We start from the raw sequence: 16,101 nt of genomic DNA, 5'->3' as shown, positions 1-16,101 counted from the left end.
AACGATACCTATTTCTTGACTCTCAAATCCTGCACGCGCACGGCCTTGCCCTCGGCGCGGGGCAGGCTGTTGCTCTCCACCAGTTCCACCCTGGGGGTGATCAGAATTTCATCGCGCAGGCGCTGCGCAATGGCTTTTTGCAGGTTGTGCAGCACGCGCATATCTTCCACAAAGCATTCATCGCGAATTTCCACCTGCACCCGCATCACGTCGCCGATGCCGTCGTTTTCCAGCAGAATCAGATAGCTTTGCCCCACTTCATTGAAAGTCATGATGACCTGCTCAATCTGCATGGGGTAGATGTTGACGCCCTTGATAATGAACATGTCGTCGGCCCGGCCCAGAATGCGATCCATGCGCCGGTGCGCGCGGCCGCAGGCGCACCGCCCCGGAAGAAAGCGGGTCAGGTCGCGCGTGCGGTAACGCAGGATGGGCATGCCCTGGCGGCAGAGGCAGGTCATGACAAGTTCGCCCACCTCGCCGTCCGGCACGGGTTCGCCGGTATCCGGGTTCACGATTTCGGGAATGTAGGCGTCCTCCCAGATGTGCATGCCGCTCTGTTCCATGCATTCAAAGCCCACGCCCGGCCCGTTCATTTCCGAAAGGCCGTAGGAATTGTAGGCTTTCATGTCGAAGAGCTTTTCAATACGCTTGCGGAACTCCTCAGTATAGGGTTCGGCGCCAACCAGAGCAATGCGCAGCGGGAAATCGCGCGGGTCTTCACCCATATTGCGCAGGTGCTCGCCCAGAATCAGGGCATAGGACGGCAGAATATGGGCCACTGTGGTACGAAAGTCCTTGGCCAGCTTGATCTGGCGGCGCGAGTTGCCCGGCCCGGCCGGGATGGTCATGCAGCCCAGGCGCTCCGCGCCGAAATGGATGCCCAGCCCGCCCGTGAACAGCCCGTAGCCCGACATGTTCTGGAAGACATCCTCACGGCGCACCCCGACCATATGCATGCAGCGGGCCATGAGATCGGCCCAGGCATTGATGTCGTTCCGGGTATGGCAAATGGCCACGGGCGTGCCCGTGGTTCCGCTGGAGCAGTGCATGCGCACGATTTCAGAGGGCGGCACGCAGAGCAGCCCCGTGGGATATTGGGAGCGAAGATCCTGTTTGGTGGTGAAAGGTATGCGCCGCAAATCGTCCAGACCGCGGATGGAATCCGGGCCGATACCCGCTTCGTCCAGACGCTCGCGATAAAAAGCGCACTTGCGCGATTGGGCCAGCGTGGCCTTCAGGCGCGTCAGCTGGACTTCCGCGATATGTTCGCGGCTCCACAATTCCGCCACGTCAAAAACTTCCATCCCCTTCTCCTCACTTGACGCCGCGCCCGCAATGAAGCGCCGCGGAAAACGCATGTTCAGGCGGCGTTGGCGCGCGCCCACCCCCAGAGCAGCCCAAAGCAGCCGGCCAGCATCATGTCGCCGTATGGAGCCAGAAAACGCCCCTGCCCCTGAAGCAGGGCGCGCCGGGGGCCGAGAATATAGGTGGGCGCATAACTGCCCGCCTCTTCACAGTAGGGGCCGAATGCCGTGCCGTGCCCGCCGCTGGCCTGCACCTCTTCCGCGGGCAGCCAGCTCAGGCGGAACTGCTTCAAATCCTCCAGCAGGAGAGCCAGCTCCCTCATGCCGGTATGATGTTCGTAAATGCCGCGCACCCTGCCCTGATAGACGAGGGCCGCTACCGTATGGCTGTTGCCGACATTGATGACGGTAATGCCCTCCCGAAAGCTGCGCTCCAGCACTTCCGGTTCGCAAAGCGCGCCCAGCAGGGCGCAGGCGCCGGTATCCGCCACCGGGCCGCCCGTTTTCTCATGCAGAGCCCGCAGGCGCGTCAGGGGAGGCGGCGGCGCGGCATACACCCAGGAGCGCGGGTCGGCGGAGGCGGCCAGCAAATCGCGCCATGCCCGCATCCGCCCCTGACGGTTGCCGTGGGCGTGACAACCGTGATCCTGCGCTCCGGCCAGCACCAGATGCGGTTGCGGCAGGCCGGCAAGATGCAACAGGCCCGACCAGAATTCCGGCGCATAGTCGGTCAGAAAAACAGGAACGCTTTTGGGGGGGCAATCCGCGCGCAGTTCCACGCCCATGCCGCGCACCACGTCTTCGTTGTCGTGAATGGCCGCGGCGGCGTCCGGCGTGGCCGCCGCCGGCAGGCCGGCAGCCAAATGCTCGCGCAATGCCTGACTGAAACCGCCGCCCATATTGCCGCCATACAGCCAGAGCCCGCGTCGCAACAGGGTCAGCTCACGAATGCGCTGGGCAACCATGCGCGCAGGCGACGGCAGGACGAAACGGGGCCAGTTCTCGTACTCCAGGCCAGGGCGGGCCAGCAGGGCATCCTGCGTGCCGCTGCCTATATCCAGGCAGAGCACCGGTCCGACATCGCGCAAAAAATGGTGTATCGTATCATCCATGCCCCTGTCTCCCGCTCCAGCCTTGATACCCGCAAGCGGGCATGAGCGCAAGCCCTCGACCGGAAACGGACGGCCCGTAAAAAATGCTTGCCAAGAAGGCCCCCTTCGTATAAATCAGGAACCCGTGCCGAGGTGGTGGAACTGGTAGACACGCTATCTTGAGGGGGTAGTGGCAATTGCTGTGCGGGTTCGAGTCCCGCCCTCGGCACCAACAAAGATTTCACACACGTTCGAAAAAGCCCGCAAAGCCTTGAGCCAAGCGGGCTTTATCTGTTTTTAGCGTCCGTCTGTGTTCGCTAAAGTCCGTTGACGGCCGCGAGAAAGGGGGGCAACAGTGGGGGCAAGTCGTGACTGTACAAGTTGCCCCCTGCCGGAGTTGCCCCCATGCCCTTCAAGTTGACGGATACCGCCATCCGCGCGGCCAAGCCCAGGGAAAAACGCTACAAGCTGGCGGATGGTGAAGGTCTGTACGTTGAAGTTGCCCCCAGCGGGGGCAAGTGGTGGCGTATCAAGTATCGTTTCGGGGGCAAGGAAAAACGCCTTTCCCTCGGCGTCTATCCTGCCGCGGGATTAAAAGAGGCGCGGAACCGGGCAGCAGAGATTAAGGACATGCTGCGGCGTGGCCTTGACCCCGGAGAGGAACGCAAGGCCGCCAAGGCCGAAGCCGCGGCCGTGGAAATTGTCAAGGGGCAGACGTTCGAGGCGGTGGCGCGGGAGTGGTACGAAAAGAAGCGGGCCGCATGGACGCCGGGCCATCAGAAAAAGATCCTCCTGCGGCTGGAAAACCAGCTTTTCCCCTATCTGGGCAACGTGCACCTTGCCGACCTTGAAGCGGCGGATTTCCTTGCGGCCATCCAGAAAGCCGAAGCGCGGGGCGCGATTGAGACGGCGCACAGGCTCGCGCAACTTTGCGGGCAGGTGACGCGCTACGCCCGCATTTCCGGCATTGTGAAGCATGATGCGGCGGCGGGGCTGACGGAAGCCCTTGCGCCCGTCCAGACGCGCCACTATGCCGCAATCACCGACCCTGCCGCCATTGGCCGCCTGCTGCGGGATATTGACGCTTACCAGGGCGAGCCGACTATTTGCCACGCCCTGCGCATTCTGCCGTATGTTTTTGTCCGTTCCGGGGAACTGCGGGCCTCCGCATGGGAAGAAAAGGTGGCACTTGCCGCCGCCATGCGGGAAGCCTCCCTTCCCCTGCCGGGATTTCTGGCGTCTCTGGCGTGACCACCGCCACGTTCAGGCGCGTTTTCCACCTTGGCCGGGCCTTGTTTCCCGGCCTTTTCATTTTCGTGGCTTGGGAGGGCATTCCCGGGGCAAATTGAGGGGAGGCGCGGGGGTGGTCGCAGGGTGCAACCCCAAAAAAGGGCGGGGACCAGTACGCGCGCGAGGGGATTGGAAGTTGTCCAAGGCTTCCTGAAAGGCTTTGCGGAAGCCTTGCGAACAGTACGCGCGCGCGAGGGTTGCTTTTTTAAGGGTTGCAAAAAGGTCAATAAAATCACCCAATCTAGCAAATCGCTCACCGCAAAAAGTCAATAAATTCAGCCACCCGAATTCCGGGCAGTACCCCCGCAGGGCAAAAAAAAGGCCGTCCGGAGAGAGCGGCCATTGGTTGCGAGGGGAGAGGTGGTTAGCTCTGCTTGCGTCTGCGGGTGGCATAATACCCGGAGAGGCCGACCAGAACGATAAAAATAATGGCGATGGCTTCAATCATTATCCGCCTCCTTTGCAAGGATGAAAGCTATTCCATAGGCTAGCGCCGCCAGAATGAAGGGCATGGCGCGGCCCTCAAAAAGACCAAGACCGAACCCGATGACGGAGAGATTCGAGAGCGTATTGATGGCAAGTTGCCGGGCGGTGTGTCCTTTCATGGCCTACACATACCCACTAAGCGGCCCGCTGTCCATGCCGGGGCTCACCTCTTGCCGGGCGGAATAGGTTTTCAATAATGTTTGCCTAATTCGCTCAGTCGTTTTTCAGCATGCCGCATCTCATTGAAATAGCGGTAGATTTTTCGGAGCGAATGTCCCATAAGGAGTTTTATGTAATATTTAGTCATTTAATAGACATGTTATAGCTTAACTATATGCAGTTTTTATGTTTTCTTGTCAATCAAGGAGGTGATGAAATTGGCTGAAAAAATCGAGTGGCCCCCCATTGGTATGACGCTAGAAGAAGCCGCTACCGCCCTCCGCGTTAACCCTCGCACCGTGCAAGACATGATATTGCGCGGAGATTTCCCGGCCCGCAAGGTCGGCGTGGGCTGGCGCATTGACCCGGACGCCGTGAAGGCGTGGCTTGCCAGCGGAAATGTCAAGGCAGAGGCAGAGGCAACGGACGAATAACCCAAGCAGCCGGGCAAGGGAAGGCAACTCCCCTGCCCGGCCTAACCCCAACCCAACCGACAGGGCCGCCCTTGTGGCCCTGCTGACCAACCTGCAAAACCAGCTTGACGAACTCACGGAACGCATTGACCCCGCCCCCGCTCCCCTGCCGGAAACGGTCAGCCTCGGGCGCTTGCAATGTCTGCCGCCGCTGTACGCGCGCCGCACCGCCGTGGATAAGGCCGCAGAAAATCTCCGGAATGCCGTCCACGAGTTGAAATGTGCGGTGAAGCCGCTTCGGAAGGAAATCCCTGCGGCATCCAATGTGCGGGCATGGGCGTACACTATGGACAGCATGAGCCAGTCCGTGCAAAACGGCGTGGCCGCCATTACCCGGCAAAGCATGCTCATAGCCCAGCTCCTTGTCCTCGCTGCCAATGGGGAAGTTGAGCTTCCGGAAGGCATGGACGACGGCGAAGGCGTGGAGGCGGGCAATGAATAACGCCACTCGTCGCGCGGCTCAGACCCGCCCTGCCGTGAACTATCTGGCCTATGACGGCTATCACGTCACCATGCCGGTGCCTAGATACGTTCGCGTATTCAGCAAGAATCAGGAGGAACGAAATTTTACACAAACTTTACAAAACCCTGCCCCCAAATTTTATCTGTGTGCCTTATATCATTCTCACGTCTTGAAGGGATGGATCACAACATTGGTTGCAACCAAACATGAAAGAAGGAGATTGTGATGAACAGATTGGGAAAATACCTGCTGGCTTCCCTGGTTTTAGGGGTTATGGCGTTAAGCGGCGGGTTCGCAAAGGCCGCCGATATCACCGTGCTTTCCCGCGAGGACGGTTCCGGCACACGCGGCGCGTTTATTGAACTGTTCAAGATGGAGGGGAAGGTTAACGGCAAGAAAGTTGACCTGACCACAGACAGCGCGGAAATCACCAACTCCACCTCTGTCATGATGGCCTCCGTGGCGGGCAACAAGAACGCCATAGGCTATATTTCCCTTGGCTCTCTGAACGATTCCGTCAAGGCGCTGGCCATCGACGGCACGAAACCTTCAGCGGACGCCATCAAGAACGGCGGCTACAAGATTTGCCGCCCCTTCAACCTCGTGCTCAGCGCCAGGGCCGGAAACACGGCGCAGGATTTTCTCGGTTTCATTCTAAGCAAAGAAGGGCAGGCCGTGGTGGAAAAAGCCGGTTACATCGGCGTCGGCCAACCCAAGCCCTATGCCGGTTCCAGGCCCGCGGGCAAGATTGTGGCAGCCGGTTCCTCTTCCGTGACGCCATCCATGGAAAAGCTGAAGGAAGCCTATCTCAAGGTCAACCCCAACGCCATCATCGAAATCCAGTTGAGCGACTCCACCACCGGCATGAACGCCGCGCGTGACGGCATCTGCGACATCGGCATGGCCTCGCGTGAACTCAAGGACAGCGAACTCAAGGCCGGTCTCAAGCCCGTGGTTATGGCCATGGACGGCATCGCGATCATCGTGAACAAGACCAACCCGGTGGACGGCCTGACCAGCGAACAGGTCAAGAACGTGTTCACCGGCGTTGTGACCGACTGGTCCGCCCTGACCGGCAAGTAGACATTTCGTACCGCATGCTGGAAAACGGCGGGGTCTCTGCACCTCGCCATTTCGGCTCCCCGCTTCACCGCCCGGAGGGGACGGAAGGGGATTTCATCAGCTCCGTCGCTTGGTCAATTCCTCTTTTTCCCCTGAAGGGGGAGCGTTCAACCGTAGAGCTTTTCTGATTGAAAATATTTAAAAGGAATATTGATGAAAAATATGTCGGAATCGGTGCTGCATGTAATGTTCGTGCTGGCGGCATGCGCATCCATCGCCGCAGTGTCCCTCATCTGTATTTTCATGTTCGCTGGGGGAGCTCCCGCATTGCTCAAGATAGGCTTGCCCGACTTTCTGTTTGGCATGCGCTGGAAACCGCTCAGCGAACTGTTCGGTATTTTTCCCATGATTGTTGGCAGCTTCTGCGTCACGGCGGGCGCTCTGATCCTGGCTGTGCCGTTGGGCGTGCTCTCCGCCGTGTTTCTTGTATATTTCTGCCCCCGCATGTTGCGCTCGCCTCTCAAGCAGGCGGTAAACCTCATGGCGGGAATTCCCTCCATTGTCTACGGATTTTTCGGTCTGGTGGCACTGGTTCCCCTCATGCAGCATTTCGGCGGCAGCGGCAAGGGCATCCTGACGGCCTCGATCATTCTCGCGATCATGATCATACCCACCATAGCCGGAGTGGCCGAAGCCGCCCTGAGGGTGGCGCCCGACGCATGGCATGAAGCTTCTCTGGCGTTGGGCGCGAGCCATGAGCGCAGTGTATTTTTCGTCATGATGCCCGGGGCCGCATCGGGCATACTGGCTGGAATCATTCTGGGCATGGGCCGCGCGCTGGGAGAAACCATGGCGGTGATCATGGTGGCCGGCAACCAGGCCGCGCTTCCCTCCGGTCTCATAAGCGGCGTGCGCACCTTGACCACCAATATCGTGCTGGAAATGGGCTACGCGACCGACCTGCATCGCGAGGCGCTCATTGCCACGGCCGTGGTGCTGTTCGTTTTCATCCTGATCATCAACCTGGCCTTTTCCGTGGTGAAGCGCGGCATGCTGCGGAAACTGGGCGCGTGAGGTATGTATATATATGATTCAGACGCAAGCATGCGACGCAAGCGCCGTTTCAGAACAGGCTTCCGCTCTGCGCGGCGGGTTCGATCCTGTATCCGTCGCGTTGCGGGCGCTGGTATGGGCGGCCGCCCTGCTCGTGACCGGGGTGTTCGTCTGGCTGGTGGGCTACATCGTGATCAAGGGGCTTCCCCGCCTTTCTCCCCAGCTGTTCGAGTGGGAATATTCCACAGAAAATGTGTCCATGCTGCCCGCCATCGTCATCACGGTGCTTATGGTCGTGCTGGCGCTGCTCTTCGCCGCGCCGGCGGGCATGGGAGCGGCGATTTACCTGGTGGAATACGCGCGGCGGGGGAACCCTCTTGTTTCTCTGGTGCGGCTGACCACGGAAAGTCTGGCGGGCATTCCCTCCATTGTATACGGTCTGTTCGGCTTTCTTCTGTTTGTTGTGGCCTGCGGCATGGGCTTTTCCATTCTTGGCGGCGCGCTGACCTTGGCGGTCATGGTGTTGCCGCTGATCATGCGCACCACGGAGGAGTCGCTCAAATCCGTGCCGGACAACTGGCGTGAAGGAAGTTTCGCCTTGGGGGCCGGACGGTTGCGCACCATTTTTCGGGTTGTGCTGCCCGCCGCCGTGCCGGGAATACTCTCGGGCGTCATTCTTTCCATCGGGCGTATCGTGGGAGAAAGCGCGGCATTGCTGTATACCGCCGGAACCGTGGCCGCCATGCCGGAGAGCCTTCTTTCTTCGGGGCGCACCCTGTCGGTGCATATGTACGCGCTGCTCTCCGAAGGTCTGTACGTCAATGAGGCTCATGCCACGGCGCTGGTGCTGCTGATTGTGGTGCTGCTCATCAACTTCGCGTCGAGCGCCGTCGCCGCGCTGCTCGTTCGGGAGCGTTCATGAATACGTTCGAGATACGGAATCTGAATTTGTGGTACAGGCAATTCAAGGCGCTCAAGGATATTTCGCTGGATATTCCATCCGGCGCGGTGACCGCGTTCATCGGCCCCTCCGGTTGTGGCAAGTCGACCCTGCTCAAATGTCTGAACCGCATGAACGATCTGGTGGAGGGCTGTCGCATCGAGGGCAGCATCCGACTGGACGGGGAAGGGCATCCGGATGTGCGGGACATGGATCCCAACATACTGCGCCGCCGCGTCGGCATGGTGTTCCAGAAGCCCAATCCATTTCCCATGAGCATTTATGATAATGTCGCCTACGGGCCGCGTGCCCACGGCGTGAAATCCCGCGTGAAACTGGATGAAGTCGTTGAGGAATCATTAAAGGACGCGGCGTTGTGGGATGAGGTCAAGGACAGGCTGAAAAAGAGTGCGCTGGGGCTTTCCGGCGGCCAGCAGCAACGCCTGTGCATCGCGCGTGCGCTGGCTGTTGGGCCGGAAGTGCTGCTCATGGACGAACCAACCAGCGCGCTTGACCCCATTTCCACCTCACGCATTGAAGACCTGGTGGGCGAACTGAAGAATCGCTATGCCATTGTCATTGTCACGCACAACATGCAGCAGGCCGTGCGCGTTTCCAACATTACGGCGTTTTTCCTGCTGGGAGAGGTCGTGGAGGCCGCACCCACCGAGGAACTGTTCTCCATGCCCCGCGACAAACGCACCGAAGACTATATTACCGGGAGGTTCGGCTAGATGCGCCGCCACTTTGAGGAACAGCTTGAAGAACTGAACGCGGAACTCGTCGCCATGGGCGCGTTGTGCGAAAAATCCATCGCTCTGGCGACGCGTATGCTGCTTGAGGATGAAACAGGTTTGAAACGGGAAGTCGAATCCACGGAGGAAAGCATCGACCGCAAGGAACGGATCATTGAAAACCTCTGCCTGCGCCTGTTGCTCCAGCAGCAGCCCGTAGCCGGAGATTTGCGCGCCATTTCCGCCGCGCTCAAGATGATTTCCGACATGGAGCGCATCGGGGATCAATCCCGCGACATTGCGGAAATTTCCGTTGAAATGAACGAATGCCTTGCCTGCGGCGAGGGCGCCACGCTTCTGCATATCGGGGACATGGCCACGGCCACCTCCGGCATGGTGACGCGCAGCATTGACTCCTTTGTCCGCAAGGATCTGGCCCTGGCCCGCTCCGTCATGGCGGAGGATTCAGTGGTGGATGGATTGTTTGAAAAGGTCAAGCGCGAGCTTTCCTCCCTGATTGGTTCCGGCCCCGGACAGGGGGAGGTTTGCATTGATCTTCTGATGATCGCGAAATACCTTGAGCGTATCGGCGACCATGCCGTGAACATCGCGGAGTGGGTGGAATTTTCTCTCACCGGGCGACATGCCGGAGAACAACATTGATCTATGTGCTGGAAGATGATCGCAACATCAGGGATCTGGTGGTCTATTCGCTGAATAGCGTGGGGCTGGAAGCCAGAGGCTTCGAGCTTCCCTCCGAATTCCGCAAGGCGGTGGAGAAGAAACTTCCCGAACTCGTGCTGCTGGATATCATGCTGCCCGAAGAGGATGGCGTCACCGTCCTTCGCCGTTTACGCGCCCGCGACGCCACGCGGGCTATTCCAGTGATCATGCTGACCGCGTTGGGCGACGAATTCGACAAGGTGCGCGGCCTTGATGCCGGAGCCGACGATTATGTGGCCAAGCCCTTTGGCATCATGGAGTTGCTGGCCCGCATCCGCGCCCGTTTGCGCCGAAGTGGCGACATCGCTCCGCTTCTGAGCCGGATGGGGCCGCTGAGGCTGGACAGGGAGCGGCATGAGGTGCGGGTCAACGGGCTTCCCGTGGCGCTTGCCCGCAAGGAATACGAACTGCTCAAGCTCTTCATGGATCACCCCCGGACGGCATTCGGCAGGGAGCAGTTGCTGGAGCGTGTCTGGGGCTATGACTATGCAGGCGAGACACGCACAGTGGATGTGCATGTGCGTACGTTGCGGCAGAAACTCGGAGATGCTGCCGCCTGCGTTGAAACGGTGCGCGGCGTGGGATACCGCCTTGCCGCCGCATGGCCTCCTGATGCTTCGCGGCAGAGAAAATACGCCTGCGCGGGACAGGATTCGAAACAAGCCGGGACGAACAGGGAGATGCCCGGCGGCGAATCGACGGAACCGGAAGCATGAAGAGACGTATTTTCTGGGCCATTATGCTGGTTTCTTTCGCCATCCTGCTGTGTTGCGCGGGGCTGATCATGCGCGGCGCGCACGAGCGCATGCTGACCGTGTTCATGGAGCGGCTTGAAGCCGAAGCCCATTACCTGAGGCAGGGGATCGAGCGGGAAGGGCTGGATTATTTCCGGCATGTTTCCCCTGGTCTCAGCAGGGTCAGCTGGGTGGCTCGGGACGGGACGGTGCTGTACGACAGCGATGGCGCGCAGGACCTGCCGAATCATGCCGATCGTAAGGAAATTCGCGAAGCTCTGGAAAAAGGAACAGGGAGCAGCGTCCGCTATTCCAGCACACTGAACGAACAGAGTATCTATCGGGCTTTTCGCCTGAGTGATGGAAGCGTGCTGCGCCTTTCCGGCACGCAGGATTCTCTGTTGCGCGTGCTGCGGCGTATGTTTCCGGCTGTTATTCTGGCGTTGGGAGTTTCCATGCTTCTCGCGGCGTGGTTGGCCGGACGCATTGCCCGCCGGGTGGTGCGCCCGGTGAACGAGCTCGATCTCGGTCACCCCGAGCTCGCCGAAAGCTATGAGGAATTGACCCCGTTGCTGCAGCGCCTTGCCGCGCAGAAAAGGCAGCTTGAAGCGCAAATGCGCGAACTGGGGCGCAGACAGCGGGAATTCGAGGCCGTGGCGGCGAATATGGCCGAAGGCCTGATCCTGCTGGATGTGAAGGGCAGGGTGTTGTCATGCAACGCGGAGGCCCCGCGCCTGCTGGGGATGACCGAGCTCCCCGTCGGGGGAGCGCTGCTGGCCCTGAACCGGGATGAAAGGCTGCGCCAGGCGGTGGAAGACGCGCGTAAGGAAGGGGCGGGGCAGACGCTGCTGCGCGAGCGGGGGCGCTGGGTGCAGATTTTCGTCAACGCCGCGCGGGACGAGGCGGGCAGGAACGGCGGTTGTGTGCTGCTGTGCATGGATGTGACGGAAAAGGAGGAGCGCGATGCCCTGCGTCGCGAATTCAGCGCCAATGTTTCGCATGAACTGAAAACGCCGCTGACGACTATTTCGGGTATTGCGGAACTCATGAAAAACGGCATGGTCAAGGCAGAAGACGTGCCCCGTTTCGCGTCATCGGTGTATGACGAAGCGCGCAGGCTGATCCGGCTGGTGAACGACCTCATCCGACTCTCCCGCCTGGATGAGGTTCTGCCCATGGAGGCCGCCCTCAGCGAACGCGAGGAGGTCGATCTGCTGGAGCTTTCCCGTTTCTGCCTTGCTCGTCTGGAGACAATGGCGCGCACCCGGAATATTACGCTCCAGGCCGGGGGGGACTCCGCGCGGGTGCTTGGTCTGCGCCCCATGCTGGACGAAATGGTGTTCAATCTGTGTGAAAACGCCGTCAAGTACAACTATGAAGGCGGCCGGGTGGACGTACGGGTGTATGCGTCCGGCGAAGGAAACGGCACGGTTGTGCTGGAAGTCGCCGACACAGGGGTGGGTATCCCTGCTGAATTGCGCGAGCGTGTCTTTGAACGATTTTTCCGGGTGGACAAAAGCCGTTCGCACGAGGCGGAAGGCACCGGACTGGGGCTTTCCATCGTGCGCCATATCGCGGAACTGCATCACGCCCGCATCGGGCTGGAAGGCGGGGAAGGAAAGGGCACGACGGTGCGGGTGACCTTTCCTGCGCCAATATGCGATTGAGTGGTTTTGCCACAGGGCGTCTCAGATTCGCAATCAGCTACAACTGTATTGCTTCACTGACGCAGTCCAGGGAACTTGCCTGAATCGCAAGCGGGCCCTGCATGCGGCATTGGGCGGGAGGCGCGGTAAAACAAAAGGCGGGGATTGGACTATGAGGCCGCACTGCCGAATGGCGGTATTTAGCGCCCTGGCCCGCCCGCGCGCCCTGGAGATCATCGGCGGCGGGTGAAAGCCGCCGCTTTGACGCCGGCTGACGGCATGGCGCGCCTGAATGCCCCGCGGCGCGGGCCGGAGATGGCGCGTCTCTGGAAAAGCCTTGCCATGCCGCATGTAAGAACAACGCCTCACGGCGGCATGGCAAGGGGAAGGGCTCAGAGCCAGCTTGGTTTCCGGTCGCCCTGCGACACGACCCCATCGCTCATGGTAAAGCCTTCAAGGCTTTTCGCACGCGCCTGGATGCAGATGAAGCGCAGTTCGCTGTCGTCCGCCGCCCGCAGACAGCGTTGCCCCCGCGGGTCTATGCGAAAGCAGTCGCCCTGCGCAAGGGGCAGTTCTTCCCCGTCAATAAAGAGAAGGCCTTGTCCGCTGAGCACAAGATATATTTCCTCATTATGGGTATGCGCATGCACAAAAGGCACACTCACGCCGGCGGGCAGGGTATTGCAGGACACTTCGGCTCCCGTCAGCTCAAGCAGGTCATGCAGCTCGCTGCGGCCATCGTTCAGATTGATATGCGCCAATTTGTATTGGGCCATGTCGTTTGCTCCTTTTTAATTTGATATCAAACTATTCGTCCAAAAAAATTCCCTTCATGCCTCCACGCATTTGGCCAGCAGCCGATCCAGGGTTTGCGCTTCCTCAGGGCTGAGCTTTTGCGCGACCACGCGCTCCAGTCCCCGGGAAACCGCTTCAAAGACAGCGCGCAGGGAGCGCCCCTTTGCGGTCAGGGCCACCAGAACCCCCCGCGAATCCTCCGGGTCGGCAGAACGCCGCACATAGCCGTATTTTTCCAGCTTTTCCACCAGCGCCGTCAGGGTGGACCTGCTGCGCCGCACCTGTCTGGCCAGCTCGCTCATATGGCAGGCCTCACATGCCAGCAGGCGGGCCAGCACATCGCCGTGGCTCGGCGCCAGACCGCGCAGGCCGGCCTTTTTCAGCTCCGCCAGAATAAAGGCGTTGCCCATCTCGCGCAGGCGGGCGGCGTTGGAGAAAACGGCGCTGTACGTCATGAGGGGAAACTAGTTCGATATCGAAACAATGTCAAGGCAAAAATATTCCGATCCGTGCCGGAACAGCGCGGCGGAACCGGCCCGGCGTCAGCGGCCCGCGGCGCGGGCTTTCGCCGGGGAAGGCGCGGCCCGCCTTGTCCGCACGCGCAATGGCCCGTCCGCGGGCCAGACCACACTGATCTGGCCGGATTCGCCCGTATGCAGCAGCGGGATGCCGTTTTTGCCCAGCCAGGCCCGCAGGCGTTTTCCCGGATAGTTGTAGCGGTTTTGAAAGCCGCAGGAAACCAGCACCAGCTCTGGTTGCACGGCTTTGTAAAAGGCGGGCAGAAAACTGCGATCCGAACCGTGGTGCGGCGCCACCAGAACCCGCGCGCGCAGGTCATGGCCCGAAGCCAGCAAACGGCGCAGGCTGCGGCGTTCGGCATCGCCGGTGAACAGCGCCAGCCCCTGCCCGTGGCGGGTCAGCCGCAGAATCAGCGAGGCGTCGTTGCCTGTCCAGGCGGCCTCCGGCGCGGCGTCGCGCGGCGGGTGCAGCACTTCCAGCATCAGACCCGAAGCCGGATCGCCCACGACCAGCGTGTCGCCCTCGGCCAGAACAACGCTGTCTGCCGCGCGCAGAACTTCCCGCCACTGCTCCCCGCGATGTCCGACGGCCTCGCGCCCGTTATGAAACAGGGCGCGCGTCTGAAAGCCGTCCAGCAGATGAAACAGGCCGCCCAGGTGATCCATATCAGGATGGCTGTTGAGCACGGCGGTCAGCCGGGGGGCATCGTTGTAGGTCAGCGCCGGCCCCGTCAGCGCCTTGCCGGGGTCGAAACGCGACGAGACGCTGCCCCCGCCGTCCAGAAGCAGACGCAGATGACCGGGAGCGCGCAGGAGCAGCGCCTGTCCCTGGCCCACATCCAGCGCATCCAGCCGTATTTCGTGTGAAGCGCGCTGCTCCAGGCGCAACAGCGGGCCCACGCAGAGCAGGGCCAGCCCGGCCAGAAGAAAGCGGCGGCCTGTTTGCGTTCCGCTGTCTCCGGCCGGCCCCCTACCCCGCGCGTATTGCGCATTCTCGCGCGTCAGACAGGCCAGACCAGCAGCCAGGGCGGCGAAAGCGGGCAGAGACGTCCAGTGCGGCCGCAGCATCACGGGATTGTGCAACAGCCCCTGAGCGTTCAGAAATTCCAGGCCATCCAGCAGCCAGCGGCAGGGCAGGGCCGCCGCGTCCAGCGCCAGCCGCGCGGCCGCGTCCAGCCCGGCGCCGGCCAGCAGCAGGCCCAGCGCCGCGCCGGGCAGCACTATCAGCTCGGCCATGGGCAGCCAGAGCATATTGAGCGGAAACCAGAAGCCCGCGTTGCCGAAAAGCAACAGGTTCAGCGGCAGCAGGGCCGTCTGAATCAGCAGCGAGACCAGCAGAATGCGCAACGGCCAGCGGACAAGCCGGAGCAGGAGCTCCCGCCGGGAGTTCCGGGCGGCGCGCGGCGGCGCTACCCGACGCAGCCAGGGCAGGGCAAGCCCTATGACAGCCACGCAAAGAGCGGAAAGTTGCAGGCCCGTGTCCAGCACGCTCAGGGGCGCGGCCACGCAGATGCAGAGCAGCGCCGCGCAGAGAACGTCCAGCGTGGTGCGGGCCCGGCTCCGCGCCAGCCAGAAGGCCAGAACAAAAAGCATGCACACGGCCCGCAACAGGGAGGCCGGGGCGTTGCCCAGCCAGAGGTAGACCAGGGCGGGCGGACAGGCCGCCGCCAGGGCCAGAATCGCGCGCGGTCGGGCAAGATAGAGGCTCGGGCGCAGGCGGGCCGCCGCCAGCACGCAGAGCAGACCCAGCAGACCGGCCACGGCCAGATGCTGGCCTGAGAGCGCGAGACTGTGCGCCAGCGTGGCGGCGGCAAAATTGTCCAGCGTGTGCTGGTTGAGGTAATGCCGATCCCCGAACAGCAGAGCCGGAAGCATGGCCTTGCTCTGGGGCAGGGCCGACAAGGCGGCGGCAGAATCCGCCGCCTGCCCGTCGGGAAGCAGCGCGGTCAGAAAAGCCGCGCGCAGCGCTTCGCGCCAGCGCGCAAGTGGCGCGCCCTGGCCGAAAACTTCAGGCTCGCCGCGCCCGCCCTGGCTCCAGAGACGCCAGCGCACGCCCCGCGCGGCCCACCATATTTCCCAGTCGGCCAGACCCGTGTTGGAAAAACCGCGCACCGCGCGCGGGCGACGGCTCAAACAAAGCGTCTGCCCGGCCAGGGGGCGGAAGAGCGGCTCTTCCCAGGTCCAGGCCGTCAGGCCCGGCAGGGTTTGCGCCGCCCCGCCTCCCTGCGGGCGCACGTCAGCCAGCAGCAAGCGCAGGCGTTGATCCGGCAGGCCCTGCACATCGCGCACCAGGCCGCAGATGCGTGGCGGGGGCATGGCCGCGTCCGCGTTTGTCCAGGCGGTCAGGGGGCTCTGTGCGGGCCCTGGCGGCGCGAGCTGCCACAGGGCTACGCCCAGACCGGAGAGAAGCAGCGCTCCGGCCGCGGCAAGACGGGGGAGACGCCAGAGGCGTCTGTCCGCCAGGGTCAGCAGCAACGCGCAGCAGAGCGCGGGCCAGAGCCAGACCGAGGCCGCCACGCCCGCAATCCAGAAGCCGAGATAGGCTTGCCAGAGCAGGGGCGCTTGCGGGGTCGGACGACGCATGGTTTTCTTGCTTTTTGCGAGGCTGGCCTTGAACGGGGGAAATG

At 61.7% G+C, this 16,101-nt stretch carries 17 protein-coding genes and 1 tRNA gene; 12 read left to right on the top strand and 6 right to left on the bottom strand.

Going from position 1 to position 16,101, the window contains the following annotated elements; genetic code table 11:
• Positions 1-8: 8 nt before the first annotated feature.
• Positions 9-1,307, bottom strand: coding sequence for a phenylacetate--CoA ligase family protein (locus tag ACQRA4_RS06135; RefSeq protein WP_427822211.1), 1,299 nt, complete (start codon positions 1,305-1,307; stop codon positions 9-11).
• A 56-nt stretch (positions 1,308-1,363) separates the two neighbouring features.
• A complete protein-coding gene (locus ACQRA4_RS06130; RefSeq protein ID WP_427822210.1) occupies positions 1,364-2,419 on the bottom strand; it encodes a DUF1786 family protein in 1,056 nt (351 codons plus the stop codon).
• Between the two features lie 126 nt (positions 2,420-2,545).
• On the opposite strand from ACQRA4_RS06130, the gene ACQRA4_RS06125 reads away from it, so the two are divergent.
• Positions 2,546-2,630: transfer RNA gene (locus ACQRA4_RS06125), tRNA-Leu, on the top strand.
• A gap of 173 nt (positions 2,631-2,803) precedes the next feature.
• Positions 2,804-3,649, top strand: coding sequence for a tyrosine-type recombinase/integrase (locus ACQRA4_RS06120; RefSeq protein ID WP_427822209.1), 846 nt, complete (start codon positions 2,804-2,806; stop codon positions 3,647-3,649).
• 479 nt (positions 3,650-4,128) lie between these two features.
• On the opposite strand, the gene ACQRA4_RS06115 is transcribed toward ACQRA4_RS06120, so the two are convergent.
• Positions 4,129-4,293 carry a hypothetical protein gene (locus ACQRA4_RS06115; protein WP_427822208.1) on the bottom strand — a complete coding sequence of 55 codons (165 nt, stop codon included), beginning with the start codon at positions 4,291-4,293 and terminating at the stop codon, positions 4,129-4,131.
• 252 nt (positions 4,294-4,545) lie between these two features.
• On the opposite strand from ACQRA4_RS06115, the gene ACQRA4_RS06110 reads away from it, so the two are divergent.
• The 10 genes from ACQRA4_RS06110 (at position 4,546) to ACQRA4_RS06065 (ending at position 12,182) form a co-directional block, all read left to right on the top strand.
• A complete protein-coding gene (locus tag ACQRA4_RS06110) occupies positions 4,546-4,767 on the top strand; it encodes a helix-turn-helix domain-containing protein (RefSeq protein ID WP_427822207.1) in 222 nt (73 codons plus the stop codon).
• A gap of 73 nt (positions 4,768-4,840) precedes the next feature.
• Positions 4,841-5,248, top strand: coding sequence for a hypothetical protein (locus ACQRA4_RS06105; protein ID WP_427822206.1), 408 nt, complete (start codon positions 4,841-4,843; stop codon positions 5,246-5,248).
• Positions 5,241-5,495: a hypothetical protein gene (locus ACQRA4_RS06100; RefSeq protein ID WP_427822205.1), complete on the top strand. Its 255-nt coding sequence runs from the start codon at positions 5,241-5,243 to the stop codon at positions 5,493-5,495. The genes ACQRA4_RS06105 and ACQRA4_RS06100 overlap by 8 nt, the downstream gene beginning before the upstream one ends.
• The gene (locus tag ACQRA4_RS06095; RefSeq protein ID WP_427822204.1) at positions 5,495-6,352 is read left to right on the top strand and encodes a substrate-binding domain-containing protein; all 858 of its coding nucleotides are present in this window, start codon (positions 5,495-5,497) and stop codon (positions 6,350-6,352) included. Before ACQRA4_RS06100 ends, ACQRA4_RS06095 begins: the two co-directional genes overlap by 1 nt.
• A gap of 192 nt (positions 6,353-6,544) precedes the next feature.
• The gene (gene pstC, locus ACQRA4_RS06090) at positions 6,545-7,405 is read left to right on the top strand and encodes a phosphate ABC transporter permease subunit PstC (RefSeq protein WP_427822203.1); all 861 of its coding nucleotides are present in this window, start codon (positions 6,545-6,547) and stop codon (positions 7,403-7,405) included.
• Between the two features lie 13 nt (positions 7,406-7,418).
• Positions 7,419-8,306 carry a phosphate ABC transporter permease PstA gene (gene pstA / locus ACQRA4_RS06085; RefSeq protein ID WP_427822202.1) on the top strand — a complete coding sequence of 296 codons (888 nt, stop codon included), beginning with the start codon at positions 7,419-7,421 and terminating at the stop codon, positions 8,304-8,306.
• Positions 8,303-9,058: a phosphate ABC transporter ATP-binding protein PstB gene (pstB, locus tag ACQRA4_RS06080; protein WP_427822201.1), complete on the top strand. Its 756-nt coding sequence runs from the start codon at positions 8,303-8,305 to the stop codon at positions 9,056-9,058. Before pstA ends, pstB begins: the two co-directional genes overlap by 4 nt.
• Entirely contained in the window at positions 9,059-9,721 is a 663-nt protein-coding gene (gene phoU / locus ACQRA4_RS06075; RefSeq protein ID WP_427822200.1) for a phosphate signaling complex protein PhoU, read from the top strand.
• 5 nt (positions 9,722-9,726) lie between these two features.
• Positions 9,727-10,497, top strand: coding sequence for a response regulator transcription factor (locus ACQRA4_RS06070; protein WP_427822229.1), 771 nt, complete (start codon positions 9,727-9,729; stop codon positions 10,495-10,497).
• The gene (locus ACQRA4_RS06065; protein WP_427822199.1) at positions 10,494-12,182 is read left to right on the top strand and encodes an ATP-binding protein; all 1,689 of its coding nucleotides are present in this window, start codon (positions 10,494-10,496) and stop codon (positions 12,180-12,182) included. The genes ACQRA4_RS06070 and ACQRA4_RS06065 overlap by 4 nt, the downstream gene beginning before the upstream one ends.
• Positions 12,183-12,553: 371 nt before the next feature.
• Here ACQRA4_RS06065 and ACQRA4_RS06060 read toward each other — a convergent pair whose 3' ends face one another.
• From ACQRA4_RS06060 to ACQRA4_RS06050, 3 genes are all read right to left on the bottom strand, one after another.
• Positions 12,554-12,937: a cupin domain-containing protein gene (locus ACQRA4_RS06060; protein WP_427822198.1), complete on the bottom strand. Its 384-nt coding sequence runs from the start codon at positions 12,935-12,937 to the stop codon at positions 12,554-12,556.
• Positions 12,938-12,991: 54 nt separating this feature from the next.
• Positions 12,992-13,411 carry a MarR family winged helix-turn-helix transcriptional regulator gene (locus ACQRA4_RS06055; protein ID WP_427822197.1) on the bottom strand — a complete coding sequence of 140 codons (420 nt, stop codon included), beginning with the start codon at positions 13,409-13,411 and terminating at the stop codon, positions 12,992-12,994.
• 87 nt (positions 13,412-13,498) lie between these two features.
• Positions 13,499-16,057, bottom strand: coding sequence for a ComEC/Rec2 family competence protein (locus ACQRA4_RS06050; RefSeq protein WP_427822196.1), 2,559 nt, complete (start codon positions 16,055-16,057; stop codon positions 13,499-13,501).
• Between the last annotated feature and the right edge of the window lie 44 nt (positions 16,058-16,101).

It is taken from the genome of Desulfovibrio sp. SGI.169 (assembly GCF_050313595.1).
Lineage (GTDB): Bacteria > Desulfobacterota > Desulfovibrionia > Desulfovibrionales > Desulfovibrionaceae > Desulfovibrio.
The sequence above is the reverse complement of the archived record's forward strand: the minus strand, read 5'-3'. Positions and strand labels throughout refer to the sequence as shown.